At 51.9% G+C, this 15,165-nt stretch carries 12 protein-coding genes; 2 read left to right on the forward strand and 10 right to left on the reverse strand.

What is annotated here, in order from left to right:
• Nucleotides 1-44: 44 nt before the first annotated feature.
• Nucleotides 45-824 carry a prepilin-type cleavage/methylation domain-containing protein gene (locus J0L72_04930; protein ID MBN8690123.1) on the forward strand — a complete coding sequence of 260 codons (780 nt, stop codon included), beginning with the start codon at nt 45-47 and terminating at the stop codon, nt 822-824.
• Nucleotides 825-897: 73 nt separating this feature from the next.
• Here J0L72_04930 and J0L72_04935 read toward each other — a convergent pair whose 3' ends face one another.
• The 7 genes from J0L72_04935 to J0L72_04965 all read right to left on the reverse strand — a co-directional run bounded on the left by J0L72_04935 (nt 898) and on the right by J0L72_04965 (nt 9,502).
• On the reverse strand, nt 898-1,674 hold the full coding sequence (locus J0L72_04935; protein ID MBN8690124.1) for a hypothetical protein: 777 nt from the start codon (nt 1,672-1,674) through the stop codon (nt 898-900).
• Between the two features lie 88 nt (nt 1,675-1,762).
• Nucleotides 1,763-2,308 (reverse strand): DinB family protein, encoded by a 546-nt coding sequence (locus tag J0L72_04940; GenBank protein ID MBN8690125.1) that lies wholly within the window; start codon nt 2,306-2,308, stop codon nt 1,763-1,765.
• Nucleotide 2,309: 1 nt separating this feature from the next.
• The gene (locus J0L72_04945; GenBank protein MBN8690126.1) at nt 2,310-3,800 is read right to left on the reverse strand and encodes a cysteine--tRNA ligase; all 1,491 of its coding nucleotides are present in this window, start codon (nt 3,798-3,800) and stop codon (nt 2,310-2,312) included.
• A gap of 47 nt (nt 3,801-3,847) precedes the next feature.
• On the reverse strand, nt 3,848-4,858 hold the full coding sequence (gene gap / locus J0L72_04950; protein MBN8690127.1) for a type I glyceraldehyde-3-phosphate dehydrogenase: 1,011 nt from the start codon (nt 4,856-4,858) through the stop codon (nt 3,848-3,850).
• A gap of 103 nt (nt 4,859-4,961) precedes the next feature.
• Nucleotides 4,962-6,122 (reverse strand): homogentisate 1,2-dioxygenase, encoded by a 1,161-nt coding sequence (locus J0L72_04955; GenBank protein ID MBN8690128.1) that lies wholly within the window; start codon nt 6,120-6,122, stop codon nt 4,962-4,964.
• Between the two features lie 47 nt (nt 6,123-6,169).
• A complete protein-coding gene (locus J0L72_04960) occupies nt 6,170-8,179 on the reverse strand; it encodes a S9 family peptidase (GenBank protein ID MBN8690129.1) in 2,010 nt (669 codons plus the stop codon).
• A gap of 24 nt (nt 8,180-8,203) precedes the next feature.
• Nucleotides 8,204-9,502 (reverse strand): GGDEF domain-containing protein, encoded by a 1,299-nt coding sequence (locus J0L72_04965; GenBank protein ID MBN8690130.1) that lies wholly within the window; start codon nt 9,500-9,502, stop codon nt 8,204-8,206.
• A gap of 133 nt (nt 9,503-9,635) precedes the next feature.
• Between J0L72_04965 and lepA the strand changes: the two genes are divergently transcribed.
• Nucleotides 9,636-11,432, forward strand: a complete 1,797-nt coding sequence (gene lepA / locus J0L72_04970; protein MBN8690131.1) for an elongation factor 4 — start codon at nt 9,636-9,638, stop codon at nt 11,430-11,432.
• 33 nt (nt 11,433-11,465) lie between these two features.
• On the opposite strand, the gene J0L72_04975 is transcribed toward lepA, so the two are convergent.
• From J0L72_04975 to J0L72_04985, 3 genes are read right to left on the reverse strand one after another with little or no spacing between them, the layout of a single operon-like run.
• A complete protein-coding gene (locus J0L72_04975; GenBank protein ID MBN8690132.1) occupies nt 11,466-12,434 on the reverse strand; it encodes a hypothetical protein in 969 nt (322 codons plus the stop codon).
• A 58-nt stretch (nt 12,435-12,492) separates the two neighbouring features.
• Nucleotides 12,493-13,434: a hypothetical protein gene (locus J0L72_04980; GenBank protein ID MBN8690133.1), complete on the reverse strand. Its 942-nt coding sequence runs from the start codon at nt 13,432-13,434 to the stop codon at nt 12,493-12,495.
• Nucleotides 13,431-15,146, reverse strand: a complete 1,716-nt coding sequence (locus J0L72_04985) for a DUF1957 domain-containing protein (protein ID MBN8690134.1) — start codon at nt 15,144-15,146, stop codon at nt 13,431-13,433. Before J0L72_04985 ends, J0L72_04980 begins: the two co-directional genes overlap by 4 nt.
• Nucleotides 15,147-15,165: the final 19 nt, after the last annotated feature.

The raw sequence follows: 15,165 nt of genomic DNA on the forward strand, positions 1-15,165 counted from the left end.
CGCCATTTCATCAACGATTCGGAAAGTCGTAGCGTCTAACAGATATGCGCCGCTCCGATTATCTTGATGAAGTAAGTTATCGGCGAAAGATCTCGTTATGGGACGTTGTTGTCGTCACTGCAATCTGCATGGTTTTGGCGGCAGTACTTTCACCTGTATTCCCCATCGAATCTGGACAAGCCCGTAATTCAGTCTGCGTCAGTAACCTCAAGTATTTTGGAACGGCACTTACCATGTATGTCGATGACTGCGACGGTCGAATGCCTGACCGTCGTGACCTAAAAACTGAGCTTGGATTTCGACCGTGGACTTCGTGGCCGCCTACAGACCCAAGGGTTGGTTGGGCGTGGTCGATACTTGGCGTTTATGAACATCGGTACGGCCTCAATTGCATCCTTTCAAGAGAAATGTTCGCCGATGTGCCACAAGTTAAGCAAGCCGTCAAAAAGAGCGAATTCACTTACGATTTGAGGCGGAAGTTGAATGGTGTTAGCTCAATTGGTAAGCCAGTCAGCACTGAAGAATCGTTCACCTATTTTTGGATGTGGGGGTTCGATCGCATCGAGTATCCAGTTCCGAGTAATAATTTTTGGGGGAAAACCATCGACCAAGCCGTGATGGACTTGCAAGCAACCACAAAAATTGGTGTCAATAATTCGGACGCCTTATCACAAGTTGAACTGATTTCAGACCCATACTTTCCATCAGATATCCCGACAGTGCTGCCGGAGCTCAGAGGGAAGACTCCACACACGAAGGGCATAAGCACCTTGTTTCTAGACCTCCGAGCAAAGTTTGTTCCTGTCCCTAAAACAACAAACTAAAATGCCCTGGACCAAAGTCGGCCCAGGGCACTTCGTATTTTGCGAAAGGTTAGTTAGGCTGAGTTCCGCCTGATCACGGGCGTCCGCCGCCTGGTCGACCAGTACCGGTTCCGTTACCTTGACCGTTTGCACCCGCGGTTGCCTTGAAAGGCGCGCCACCGAGCTTCTTGAGGTTTTCGAGGTCAGTTTCTGTCAGAAGTGACTTCAACTTTTCGTCCAGACTCTTGTTCGCGGCCTCCATCTTGGCTTGCATATCTTCTCGGGACATGCCTTGACCACCATTTTGTCGAGCAGCCCGCATTTCGTCCATCATCGCTTGATTTGCGTTCTTGGCATCTCGGAATGCGTTGTTGATCTTCGTTCGAACAGCAGGATCCAGGTTCAACGCCTTTTGAACGTCTGCACTTTGAACCGCTCGGATTCCAGCGATTTGGACTCGGATTTCGAAGAATCGGGATTCTTGTTCGTCAGTCAAGACCTTCTTAATTTCGCTAGCTACTTCTTTGTCGAGTTGAGCAGCGATCTCTTGTGGATTCTCGCCATTTTGACGAGCAGCCATCAATCGCTCGCGCATCACCGACATGTAGTCTTGCTGCAGCTTGTCGAGCTTGCCGATTTGCTCTTCAGTGAGCTTCAGATCAGCGCGAACATCCGCTCGGTTCAGCAGTTGGAAACCACTGCCTTCCATCACGTTGTTCTGCATCATGCCCATTCGACCGCCACCTTGCTGGCGACCGTTCTGGCCATTTCCTCGTTGTGGTGGAGCGGTTTGACCGCTGTCTTGAGCGAATGCCGATCCAACCAAAATCACGCCCATGGCGAGCACGAAAAATGTTCTTAAAGCCTTCATATCTTTATCTACCTCTCCTCAAAACTGGAGAACTGTATGGCTCAGACGCACAACAGTTTCACTTGTTCTGTAAAAAGAACTCGAATTCTTAAACCTTTGTTCCCGAAAGTACTCGGTGAACGGCCTCGGCCTGATTCAAGTGGCGGTTTCCATGCTTACAAACGATCATCAGGACGTCAAATCCATTCCACTTGATGAACTTGGCCCCATCGCTTTGCACGCGGACCTTTGCCAAATCGGCGGTCATCGCTCGTGGCAGCATCGCCTTTACCTTTCGAAGGTTCGCTACATATTGCTCGACCACCGAATGATCGTATTGCCGCTTCTCCGGTTCAAACGCGGGCGGGACCGGAACATTGGGCCGCAACATGCCGCCAAGAATGAACTTCGCCAACATCGTGTGCCGTGCGTCCGAGTCATTAACTCCGCTGCCTGAAGCTAACGCCGTCTCTAGTCGCTGGGTCGCGTTCAAATCAGCTTTAACCAAGTGGTTAAATATCTGTCCGAGGCTCCAATCGTGAGCTGGCGTAACCTTGTTGATCGCAGCCGAATCGAGTCCAACAAACGCCTCAGCGCGGGCGATCAAGTTATCGACTTCTGCGGAAACTTCTTCGAAAAACAACTTCCGATCCATCTTATTGCTTCCTCCAGACGGTGCCCGTTGGCGTGTCGCGGAGTTCGTACCCTTTCGCTTCCCACTTGAGCCGGATTTCGTCCGCTTCAGCGAACTTCTTGTCCTTTTTCAACTGGATTCTGAGTTCGATGTCGGCTTGCAACTCCGCTTCCACCGAACCGCCTTCCTCTTTCTGAAGCTTTGGCGCGATTCCGAGCAGCGCATCGATCTTGTCCAAGAATGCCTTACCAGCTGAGGCGTCTTCTGCCGTCATCTCAGCCGATTTTCGGAAGAGGACCGCCGTGCCTTCTAAAGCTTTCGCCAATGCCACACTTGTGTTCAAGTCTTCGCACATAGCGCCCAAGCATTCGTCGTAGATTCGCTCGAGTTCCTCGGACACATGATCCTCGCCAGAGGGGTACTCGGTTTCTTCCACCAGTCGACGGCATTCTTGTATGCGATCTACGTTCTTTTTAGCATCGTCGAGCCCTTGCAAGGTGAAATTGAGTGGCTTGCCGTAAGGCACCGCAATCAGTGAATACCGCAACGCAGTAGGATCGGCTCCCCTACCCTCGATCAAATCGCGAACGGTGTAGTAATTCCCTTTGCTCTTGCTCATCTTCTCGCCGTTCACCAGCAAGAATCGAACGTGCATCCAGTGATTTGAAAACGCCTTGCCTGTCAAGCATTCGCTCTGAGCGATCTCCGACTCGTGGTGAGGGAACACGAGGTCTTCTCCGCCCGCGTGGAGGTCAATCGTGCTTCCTAGGTATTTCATCGCCATCGCAGAGCATTCGATGTGCCATCCCGGGAAACCCCATCCCCACGGCGAGAACCATTGCATCAAGTGCTTGTCGTCCTTCTTCCAAAGAGCGAAATCTCCAGGATGCTCCTTATTGTCATCCACGACGACGTCTCGGACTGCGACTTGGAGCTGATCCTTATCCCGGTTACCGCTCAATTTTCCGTGCTCGGGGAAGCTGCTCAGACGGAAGTAAACGCCAGTATCGGTGACATAGGCATGCCCCTTTTCGATGAGGTCTTGCACGGCGATGATCTGTTCACGCATGTGCTCAGTCGCACGTGGACGAACCGTCGGCTCGTTGAGATACAGCCTAGCCCAATCTTCCTCAAAGGCATCTCCGTAATATCGGGCCAGATCCCATACGTTCTGGAAATTTGCGCCTTCCTTGCTCTTGAGCGCCTTTTCCATCTTGTCTTCGCCAGCGGCATCAGCAACGTCATCTTGAGTCAAGTGTCCAACGTCGGTGATGTTGCTGACATACATCACCTGCCAACCGAGCGCGGTCGCAGTTCGAACAACCAGATCCGCGCACAAAAACGTTCGGAAGTTGCCAATGTGGGCAAAGCTATAGACCGTCGGTCCGCAGCTATAAAATTTGAGGACCCCAGGCGTTACCGTCTCGATCGGTTTTACTGTTCTCGAGAGGGTGTCATACAGTTTGAACGGTCGATTACTCACTTCGAAGTAAGGATACCCGTCGACAAAAATGGTCCTAGCGAATCGCTCGCCAGGACCATACCGAGGTTTAGTTGAATTTACAGTCCCTTATCAGAAAGGAACTTGACCAAGTCTGCGATTCTGCAGCTGTAGCCCCATTCGTTGTCGTACCAGGCGACGACTTTCATAAGGTTGCCGAGCCCGACTGTGTCGACAGAACTGAAGATTGAACTGTATTCGTTGCCCTTCAGGTCGGTGCTCACCAACGCTTCATCGCTGTACTGCAGAATTCCCTTCATCGGGCCTTCGGCGTATTCCTTCATCGCAGCGTTGACTTCTTCCACGGTTACGTCTCGCGATAGCAAGGCAGTGAAGTCGACTACGGAAACCGTTGGGGTTGGGACTCGGAAGGCCATGCCGGTGAATTTGCCCTTGAGTTCTGGGATGACCAGTCCGACTGCCTTTGCGGCTCCGGTGCTGCTAGGAACGATGTTCTCGGCTGCGGCTCGGCTATCGCGCAAGTCCTTCTTAGCGGTATCGACTGTCGACTGAGAATTCGTGTAGGCGTGGACGGTTGTCAGAAGGCCTTTCTCGATTCCAAATCGCTCGTGAAGAACCTTCGCCACCGGTGCAAGACCGTTTGTGGTGCAGCTCGCGTTCGAAACGATGTGATGCTTGGAAGGGTCGTACATGCCTTCGTTCACACCCAAAACCATCGTCAAGTCTTCATTCTTTGCAGGTGCGCTGATAATGACCTTCTTGGCTCCAGCAGCGCGGTGTGCTGCGGCCAAAGTTGCATCTGTGAATCGGCCCGTAGCTTCAATCACGATATCGCAACCCATGTCTCCCCAAGGAATCAGTGCTGGGTCTGTCTGGGCAAAAACCTTGATCGCATCGCCATCAACAGTGATTTCCGAGTCCGAACTCGTCACCGAACCTTTGAATGGACCGTAAGTAGAGTCGTACTTAAAGAGGTACGCGTTGGTCCTCGTGTCGGTTAAGTCGTTGATCGCAACCACGTCAAATTGACCCTTGTACTTTTCTTGAAGGGTGCGAAGAGAAAGGCGACCAATGCGCCCAAAGCCGTTAATTCCTACGCGTACTGCCATTGATGAATTGCCTCCTAAGCAATATCACTAGTTTACCGGGAAGAAGAAAAACGCCGGGGAAGATTTGATCTCGCCCCGGCGTTCACCATTTGGTTAGGTCGCTTTAGTTACGCGGCTGCCAGGATTTCCAGTAATCGGCGTCTTCGATTTCCAACGCTTCTTTGGTCATAAAGAGCGGCTTCGTCGTGTCTAACATCACTGCAAGCTCCTCGGTCTTTGTGTGACCGAATGAGGCTTCAACTGCGCCTGGCTGTGGTCCGTGCGGAATTCCGAGCGGGTGCATCGTGATCGAACCTTCTTGGATTCCTTTACGCGAGCCAAATTTGTCGTTGCAGTAATACAGCACCTCGTCCGAATCGACGTTTGAGTGGACGTATGGAACCACAACTGCTTCCGGATGGAAGTCAAGCATTCTCGGACAGAACGAGCAGATCACAAAACCGGGCGAATGGAATGTCTGGTGAATCGGCGGCGGCATGTGCAGTTTTCCGACGATTGGGCAGAACGCATGAATGCTAAATGCCCACGGGTAGACATAGCCATCCCAACCTACGATATCGAACGGATGATAATTGTAGGTGTACTTCGTCAGCCGTTCGCGAGCCTTCACGACGACATGATAAGTTCCTTTTTCATCATGAGTCTTGAGCTCGTGTGGCGGGCGAATATCGCGCTCGTGGTACGGCGCGTGCTCTTGGAGCTGGCCAATGTTGTTCTTGTACCGTTTCGGAATCGTGACTTCCCCATGGCTTTCGAACGTGAGCATTCGGACCGGGAACGACTCAAATCGAATCCGCCAAATGGTTCCTCGCGGGACGATGATGTAATCCCCAGGATGGACGTCGATGTCTCCGTACATGGATTCGAAAACGCCTTTGCCGTCATGAACAAACAGAACTTCATCCGCTTCGGCGTTCTTGAAGTAATCCTCCATCTGTTCATTCGCTACGATCGAATTCCAGATGACGTCGGAGTTACCCATAAGCGGCACACGCCCGGTCACCGCATTCCCCTTCGGACTCATTTTCGCAGTCAGAAGATGTCGGTGGCGCAAGGGCTCTTCTGTCAAGAGATTGGGCTTGCATGGCCCCATATCCTCCCAACTGGCCACTTCCGTGGGTTGATTGATGTGATACAGCAAACTCATCGGTCCGCTGAATCCAAAAGTCGAGAACAACTGTTCCGTGTACAGTCCTCCGTCAGGCTTTTGGAATCGAATGTGCCGCTGTGGCGGTAAGTTTCCTAATCGGTGATATCGTGGCATCGTCGCCTATTCCTCTACTCTCGATTTTAGCTGTTTTGGACACCCGACTAGCGCAGGGTTTCCTCCCACCAATCGAGAATTTGTTGCAATCTGTGCCGCTTCATGTCCGCTGGGCCGTTACGGCTCATCCCGTGGCTTGTTGACGCAGGGTACCGAATGAAGCGAGTCTTCACTCCCATATGCTGGAGCGCGGCAAAGACTTGTTCGCTCTGCTCGATATTGCATCGCAAGTCTCCTTCGCTATGGATCACGAGCGTCGGTGTAACCACTTGGTTAAAATAGGCGATCGGCGATTGGTTCCAGAGCACTTTGATGCTATCGAGATCGCCAAACGCTTCCCCAGGCCAGTAACCGTTCGGCCGCCAGATATAGTCGCTATTGCCGGCTTTGCTGACCAGATTGCTCACGCATCGATCCGTAATCGCTGATTTGAACTCCTTAGTGTGGCCTACGGCCCAGTTGGTCATGTAACCGCCATAGCTTCCGCCCATGATCCCGATTCGGCTAGCATCACACCAAGACTGCTGCATGGTCCATTCGAGCACGGTTTGAATATCCTGCCAGTCCTCGACGCCCCACGAGCCGCGGATGGCTTTCGTGTGAGCTTCGCCGTATCCCTTGCTTCCCCTTGGATTGCTGTACACCACGTGATAGCCTGCCGCCGCAAGTAGCTGGAACTCATGCATGAAGGTGTAGCCATACATCATGTGCGGCCCGCCGTGAACCTCGATCACAGTTGGACAGTTCGGCTTGCTGCTCTGGATGTACCACGCCTGAAGTGGAGTACCTTCTTCGGTTTTTAACCAAATGGTTGAAGGCTGAAACACTTCTATTTCACCCAACAATTCATCATTGAAGTGGGATATGACTTTGGGTTGGTGGTTGGCGTCGTCAAGGTCAAGAACGGCTACTTCCATCAGCCTCGTGGAGCTTCCGACAACGCAGGCAAACTTAGATCCATCAGCGGAAATGTTCCCGTTGAGAAGCACTTGTTCGCCTTCGGTCAACAGGTGATACTCCCCAGTTTCAACGTTAACAAACGATAGGTTGACCGCCCCATGCTCGGCGTGCTGGAGATAAATTGCTTTTGAGTCAGGACTCCACATCAATCCACGGCCATCGTCGGATTTGGTGTCGCTATTCACCCCGGTACTGAAGCAAACATCCACGTTTTCGGTGAGACAGCGGACGCCAGAACCATCTTTCTGCATCAAGAACACCCGCCGGTTCAGGTCCCCTCGATCGTCTGAATCGTCGGCATATCCGATGTATGCGATCCACTCACCATTTGGTGAAACTTCAACTTCGTCTTTCGAACCGATCGGTAATGATGTTAACTCGTGGAATTCACCAGTTAGCCTGACCCGCACGGCCACATCGTTAGCAGGCTCTCGCGAATATATTTTCTCGAACTTGGAATGGGTCAGCACGAGCGATTCCGAGCCCGGCTCCCAGCTAAATGCATAGTGTCCGAAAGGACATTGGGTGTAGAGCTCGTTCGTCGATCCGCTTGCCAAATCAACGATCCAAACCGTGTAGCGGTCGTCACAGAAATAGCCATCGCCATCCATGCGAAAGCTGATCGAATTGATCACCTTCGGAGGTTCGCTTTCGCCAGATTCTGCCCTCGCCTTGGCAGCCGCTTGCGTTCGATCTTCGCCTAGTTTTCGGAAAACCACCGCAAGTTTTTGACCATCTGGTGAAAGCTTCACACCACCGATGGAGCCTTCTGGAAAGTTCGATACCTTGCTTGCTTCGCCTCCTAAAAGTGAGAGCTGATAGATTTGGGACGATTCTTCGGGCTCGCGCTTTGAAACAAAGAAGATGCGCTCTCCATCTCTACTCCAGATTGGATTTGAGTTAGAACTCCCTGAACTGGTGATTTGGCGCTGCTCACCAGTCGCCAAATCGGTCAAGTAGAGGTGAGTGATATATTTGTTCTTGGGGCCAAGTTTCTTGGCAGCAAATACTACATGCTCACCATTTGGTGAAATGCGTGGTTGCTGAACAAAAATGAACCGGTCGAGGTCAGAAACAGTGATCGGGCGAGCACTCATGTGCCCAGCTTACCTAGCTCCGGATTACGCGGCTTTAGGCTGATCAGATTCGAGCCCAGGGTGCCAAATGGTGCACTGGTTTCGGCCGTTATGCTTGGAGGCATAAAGCGCCTTATCTGCCTGCTCGATAAGTTCTGCGGTCGTGATTGTGCCCGGAATTGCACTCGATACACCAAAGCTCGCAGTCGCTCCGTGGAGGTCAAGCGTATACGCTTCGATGCACTTTCGAACTTCGTCGGCGAACTCGAATGCCTCTTCTGCATTGTGCTCAGGCAAGAGCATGATGAATTCCTCTCCGCCGTATCGCCCTGGGGTAACGGATTCACCGCAGTTTTGTGAAATCAGTTCACCCACACGTCGCAACAATGCGTCGCCTGCCGGGTGCCCATAAGTGTCGTTATAAACTTTGAACTTGTCGACGTCCATCAGCACCACCGAAATGTTGCTGTCTGGCGTGCAGTCCCATTGGTCTTGAAGTGTGTTCAAGAACGCTCGTTGATTAAAGAGACCGGTCAGTGCGTCTTTGAACGCCATATCGCGCAATCTCAGCTCTTGCTGGACGCGCTCAGTGATGTCAACCGCCGTCATCAAAATGCTGGTGACTTCGCCCTTTGCACTGCGCATCGGCATGACGTTCCATTCAATGGTGACGCGGTTGCCAATCTTGGTTTCGCATGGAAGCGCAAAGGTGTTCGCTTGATCCTCGTAAATCGCTTGTTGCAGACGACTGACGAACTCCTCGCGGTCCTCGAGACCAACGATGAATTCGTGGACGGGCTGCTCAAAAACTTCGAATTGGTTGTAGCCGAAGGTCTTTTGGGCAGCATCATTCCATTCATAAACATTGCCGCTCGTATCCACGCCGATGTATGCGATGGGGATCGTAGAGAGCACTTTTTGAAGCCGAGTCGTGGCGATCTGCAAGTTTTCGGCGATCAGCTGATTATCACGAAGACTGTCTTCAAGCTGAACCTGTTTGGCCTCCAAAACATGCTCACGATCCAAAAATTCAGTTTCCTTTGCACGAAAGGTCTCTTGAATGATCTTGATTCGGGCCTTTTGGTCCGTCACCAAAGTGCGCAGAGGCTTATGGACGAACCGATATTGTAGGAACGAGTTGGTCCACAAACCAAGCAGCGAAAGCCACATGAACGCCGATTTTGCGCTGATCTCTCGGTAATCCGCGACATAAAGCGCTTCAAAACTGAGTGAAATCGAGCAACAAAGGGCTAGGCCTGCCAAAAGAAGCCAGTTTCTAAATGCCGCGTCAGGGCAAATGGTCTTTGCCCTACGCTCTATCTGAGTCGATTCCAATTTCGGCATCCTGCTTAGTTTTCATTGTCGGCAACACGATTCCCGAATCGCAGTTGCCTACGGTGTGATTCCACACTTTTGGATAAAACTCGCTTAATTCTAAGCCAAAAGGGTACATTCTTCAGGTTCCCCAACGGCTCTTATGGATCAATCGCATATCCGAAATTTTTGTATCATTGCCCACATTGATCACGGCAAGTCCACGCTGGCAGACCGGATCATCGAAAAGTGCGGGCTGATTCGTGGCACCGCCCAAGAGCAGATGCTGGACAGCATGGATATCGAACGGGAACGCGGTATCACCATCAAAATGGCCGCTGTTCGGCTGGACTACAAGGCTAAAGATGGTCAGGACTATCAGTTGAACCTGATCGATACTCCGGGCCACGTCGACTTCACTTACGAAGTTTCGAGGGCATTGGCTGCTTGCGAAGGCGCACTCTTGATCGTCGATGCGAGCCAGGGCGTCGAAGCACAGACTATCGCCAATGCCAATATGGCGATGAACCAGAACTTGGAGATCGTCCCGGTGATCAACAAGATCGACCTACCTCACGCCGACGTGACCCGAGCAAGAGAAGAGATCGAATCCTCGGTTGTGATTCCAGCGGACGACGCCGTTCTCGCGAGCGCAAAGTCAGGCATCGGAATTGAGGACATTCTAGAGGCGGTCGTCACCAGAATGCCATCGCCGCGTGGCAACCCGGAAGCTCCGCTCCAAGCTCTGATCTACGACTCTCATTTTGATTCCTACCAAGGCGCCGTAGCTTATATTCGAGTCGTTGATGGTTCCGTCAAGCCGGGAGATCGGATCAAGATGATGTCCACCGGCAACGAATTCGTCGTTGACACGGTCGGGGTTTTTCGCCCGCAATTAGATCGCACACAAGTGCTGAATCCTGGCGAAGTTGGATTCATTACGGCGGCGATGAAGACGATCGGCGACGCGCGCGTTGGCGACACCGTGACCAGCGCGGAAAATCCTGCTCCAACAGCTCTGCCGGGATATCGCGAGGCCAAACCGATGGTTTTCTGCGGTCTTTATCCGAGCGACGGGGATCAATACGAGGAACTTCGCGATGCGATCGAGAAGCTCCGTTTGAACGACGCATCGCTCAGCTTTGAACCTGAAACCTCAGCGGCCCTTGGCTTTGGATTCCGTTGCGGATTCTTAGGGCTACTCCACATGGAAATCGCCCGTGAGCGGCTGGAGCGCGAATTCGGATTGGATCTGATCTTGACTGCTCCGTCGGTAGATTACGTGGTCCACAAGACCAACATGGATGCCGAACACATCAGCAATCCAAGCGAGTTTCCATCACCCAACGAGATTCGGTACATCGAGGAACCAACCGTCAAGGCAACGATCATGGCCCCGCAAGAATACGTCGGCGCGGTGATGACCCTTTGCCAAGAACGCCGCGGAGTTTACGAAAAGAGCGAGTATCCGTCCCAAACGCGCGTCATGTTGCACTACTCGTTGCCGCTGGCAGAGATTCTGCTCGACTTTTTTGACAAGCTCAAGTCTGGCACTCGCGGCTATGCCTCTTTCGATTACGAATTGGGTGAATACGCTCAGTCCGACTTGGTCAAAGTGGATGTGCTGCTCAATGGCGATATCGTCGACGCGCTCTCCTTCATTGTCAACAAACAATTCGCCTACCAACGTGGTCGAGCAATGGTGGAGCAGCTTCGTAAAGTCGTTCCACGGCAACAATACGAAGTCCGTATTCAAGCTGCGATTGGCTCGAAGGTGATTGCCGCCGATACCGTCAAGCCATTCCGAAAGAACGTGATTGCCAAATGCTACGGCGGTGACGTAACCCGAAAGCGAAAGTTGCTTGAAAAGCAGAAAGAAGGCAAGAAGCGAATGAAGCAGATCGGAAGCGTCGAACTTCCGCAAGAGGCCTTCCTTTCCGTGCTGAAAGTTGTGGAGTAACGCAAAGTTAGCGTTACTCCAACATTTGTTGCTTTAGCGTCGGCGAGTAGAAACGACTGCTGCTTGGCTCGGAGTAACCGAGTTGATTTGCAATCCATCGTTGATCGACACGGTGACCACGTATTTTCCATCGCCAGTGAATGCAATCGGCGAACCTATTGCGGACGCATCGTTCAGAATCGCGACCTGTTTGTTAGAATTCAGATCCCAGAAGCGAACGGTACGATCATTGGCGCTACTGGCTGCCAACTTACCATTTGGTGAAATTGCAACTCGCTGAACCCAATCTTGGTGGCCGCCAAGCTTGGCACTTAGCGTCTTCTTCGCGACGTCCCAAACTCCAACAAAGTTATCTCGCCCAGCAGTGATGACCCGTGTTCCTGCTGCGTTTGCAACCAAATCATTGACTCCTGTTCCTCCCGTGAAGTCCTTGCGGAACGAGATCCCGTAACTGGGTAGCCCTCGATAGTGAATTCCCTCGGTGAGGGTAGCAGCGATCAGATTGGATTTTACGAGCACCGCACTGGCGAAGACCACGCCATTTCCTGCGATTCGATATTTGGGCTTCGCGTCCGCGAAATTCCAAACGATGATCACATCATCCTTGCCAGTTGAGTACATCGTTTTACCATCTGGTGAAAAACTGATTGATTGGATGCCGCGGGCGTGGCTTTGGACGCCGCGAGGAAACTCGCGGAGCTTCTTTCCAGTCTTCACGTCCCAAACGTACATCCTTGAAGTTTCATCACCGGAGACGATCTGTTGACCATTTGGTGTAAAACTCAGCGCGTAGCAAGCCTGAGGATGCCCTGTTAGGGTCTGGGTGGTGGCTTTTGTTGCGGCATTCATCAATCGGACTTGTCCGTTTTCTAATGCTGCCGCAAACATTGCTGACTTCGGCCCAGTCGCAAAAGCGACGGGCTTGAGCGAATCAAAAGTCTGAATTCTGGTTACTGCAATAGGTTGTGCGCTGATGACAGCCGCAAGTGCGATCGATAACATGGTTGGTTCTCCTAAAGCTAAGGACGCACCATGCCCTGAAAGAATTACGGTGTAATTTCTATTGCATCAACTCTGCGATCTGTTTTTCATTAACCTTTTGGTCAAATCCCCATAATCCACGCCATTCGGAGCTTCGATTTTGCCCTTTGGAATCAATGCCCGTCGTACGAATCGTCAAGGGGACGAATCGACCGCCATCGATCACGATTTCAAGGCCAGTCAAACCTTTGCCTTTACGAGTGCCAATGATTCGGTAAAACGGCCGCTTTTCTCCCCAAACTTCCATCTCCTTGGTATCGGATTTGAAAGTCATGCCTTCCTTGCTCAAAGCTTGTAGAGCAGGGCTCCAGAATCCTGTTCCGCGATAGAGTGGAGCAAAGATTTCCCGTGAATACACTTCTTCGAAATCGAGTGCGGTCAATTTGGGCTGGGATGGAGTCGCAGCAGGCTCAGATTGACCCCACTTGCCAAGTTCCATCTTGCGTTTCTTATCCCCATAGCGCACAAGACGGCAAATGATCGTCGGATCCGAAGTCAGGAAATAATCCACCGAAAACTTATCCTTCGACAGGATGTTGATCGTACCGTTCGTCATGCCTGAGATCGAGGAGTTTTTAACCAAAAGGTCAAATTTCCCGCCGACCTTCGTCATTTTTGCAATGGACCCGTCGACCTTACTTGCCAGTTCGATGATGTCCTGATCCACGGTTTTCCATCCGTCGGTTCCAGGCTTTCGAATAGCAATGGCTTCGGCCTTTTTGCCCGCTTCCTTTGCGGCATCAAACTGCTTCTTGATCTCGTCCGGGGTAGGGTTCTCTGCGCTCGTCGAAGAGTTCTGTGCCGGATTTTGACCATCTACCTTTGGATCGGCTGCCGGTTTGGACCCATCCACTTTAGTATCGGATGGACGACTGCCGTCTTCGACTTTCGTTTGCTGGGTGCTGTTGCACCCGAGAACGACTAGCCCTGCGGCCAAAACTAACCAATTGGTAAATTTCATTTTTCAGGAATTAGCATTTGCTGTAGCGGATATTCCAACTTCGCCCAGTCCGAAAGGTCGATGGTCTTAGAAAACGGCGCATCCTTTTGCTTGCAATCTTCAAGGTAAGACCGCTCCTCCGCCGTGATCGTTCCCTTGGCCAATGCAGATTCGGCCATTTCTGCGAGCTTGAAAAATCTATCCATATGGTCAGCAATGCGGATTTCAGCGTAGTCTCGTGCGGCCCAAGTAGAGATCAAGAACTGCCAGTCCGACGCTTCAGCCAAAAGCAACTCGCGCGCAGCCTGCTCGGCAATCTCTTTACAAAGCCCTTCTTGGCAAGAGTTTGCAAGCTCGATCATCTTTCGCTGAGCAGGATACAGCCGTTGCCAAGTCCAGAGGTTGTCGTTGTTCAGCCAAATAAAGTGATACCCACCTTCGCCCCACGACCCTTCAGGAAGGTGAATCATGTGCCGGGCAGGTTCCTCGTCAATCACATCGCCCCCAGAAACGGATTCCAATTCAGGTTCTGCGGCCATGGCTCGCCCCATTTCGTAAAGGAATTCCGGACCTTCCCACCACCAATGACCAAAGAGCTCGGTGTCATACATCGCCACAAGCGTTCCTGTTCGACCCGCAACATCCTTATAGTTCTGCATTGTGGATTTAACCAATTGGACAAAATCCTCGGCGTGACTCTGAATGTTTTCGTATGCGTTCCACGGGTTGTACTGTTGTTTCTGCCCGAGGTCCGCCTTATTCGGGCTGATGCGCCAATAGCGCAGCCTGCCTGGATAGAACTGCTTGTGAAACTCTAAGTACCACTCGTTTCCGGGATAACCCACCTCACCGCTCCACACTTTCACCGTCGTGTGCGGATCGCGAGCAAAACAGATCACACCATTGGGCAGAGCGTAATGTTCATACTCGCTCCGATATTCGTCGGGAGGCGTGAACATCTTCTTGGATCGTTCAAAAAGATCGGCGAGTTGTGGAAACTGAGTACCGTAAGTTCCGAGCGGTTCTCCACCTCGAATCATGTGGCTATCGACGAAGAAATACTCGATCCCATTCTCGTACAGAAAGTCTTCTACCGATTTTCGAGGCCACGGCTCGACATCATCCACCGGGCCAACCCAATCATATCCGGGGCGATAGGCGCATTCCGGAAGCCAAATTCCGCGAGGGTTCTTGCCGAATCGCTCAACGTGAGATCGAACGGCTAGCTTAACCTGAGCTTGGATCGAATGATCCGTGTTGGCCAGTGGGAAATAACCATGTGTCGCACCACATGTGATGAGCTCGATTGAGCCTTCATCTTGAAAATAGCGAAATCCCTCGTTGATTGAGCGTCCCCATTGATGCTTAAAAGCAACCAGCGCCCTAGTGTAGTAGCGCTGCCACATGGCAGCAAGACCTTCCATCCCTTCCGGGCCTTCTTTTCGGAACAGCTCGCCATCAGCAATTGCGGCATCGATTTTCTCCTGGCAATACTCCTCAAACCCAGCCTTGAACGACGGATCATCCAGTTGCTCCGCCAAGATCGGAGTCATGTTGATCGTCCAGCGTGGCTTGATTCCTTGACCATTGAGTCGGTCGAGCGCATCCAAGATCGGCAAGTAGCACTCCGCGGCGGATTCATTCAGCCAGTCGGTACCGTGCGGCGATTTTCCGTGCGAGAGCACATACGGCATGTGCGAGTGCAAACAAAGGAGAAATCGGCCAACTGCCATGGCCTTATTATAACGTTGG

This window comes from Armatimonadota bacterium, from assembly GCA_017303935.1.
Classification (GTDB): Bacteria; Armatimonadota; Fimbriimonadia; order Fimbriimonadales; family Fimbriimonadaceae; genus JAFLBD01.

Coding starts and splice junctions, on each gene's coding strand:
- J0L72_04935 (MBN8690124.1), bottom strand. CDS start 1,674: ATGAAGGCTTTAAGAACATTTTTCGTGCTCGCCATGGGCGTGATTTTG.
- lepA (MBN8690131.1), top strand. CDS start 9,636: ATGGATCAATCGCATATCCGAAATTTTTGTATCATTGCCCACATTGAT.
- J0L72_04960 (MBN8690129.1), bottom strand. CDS start 8,179: ATGAGTGCTCGCCCGATCACTGTTTCTGACCTCGACCGGTTCATTTTT.
- J0L72_04940 (MBN8690125.1), bottom strand. CDS start 2,308: ATGGATCGGAAGTTGTTTTTCGAAGAAGTTTCCGCAGAAGTCGATAAC.
- J0L72_04930 (MBN8690123.1), top strand. CDS start 45: ATGCGCCGCTCCGATTATCTTGATGAAGTAAGTTATCGGCGAAAGATC.
- gap (MBN8690127.1), bottom strand. CDS start 4,858: ATGGCAGTACGCGTAGGAATTAACGGCTTTGGGCGCATTGGTCGCCTT.
- J0L72_04985 (MBN8690134.1), bottom strand. CDS start 15,146: ATGGCAGTTGGCCGATTTCTCCTTTGTTTGCACTCGCACATGCCGTAT.
- J0L72_04975 (MBN8690132.1), bottom strand. CDS start 12,434: ATGTTATCGATCGCACTTGCGGCTGTCATCAGCGCACAACCTATTGCA.
- J0L72_04955 (MBN8690128.1), bottom strand. CDS start 6,122: ATGCCACGATATCACCGATTAGGAAACTTACCGCCACAGCGGCACATT.
- J0L72_04965 (MBN8690130.1), bottom strand. CDS start 9,502: ATGCCGAAATTGGAATCGACTCAGATAGAGCGTAGGGCAAAGACCATT.
- J0L72_04980 (MBN8690133.1), bottom strand. CDS start 13,434: ATGAAATTTACCAATTGGTTAGTTTTGGCCGCAGGGCTAGTCGTTCTC.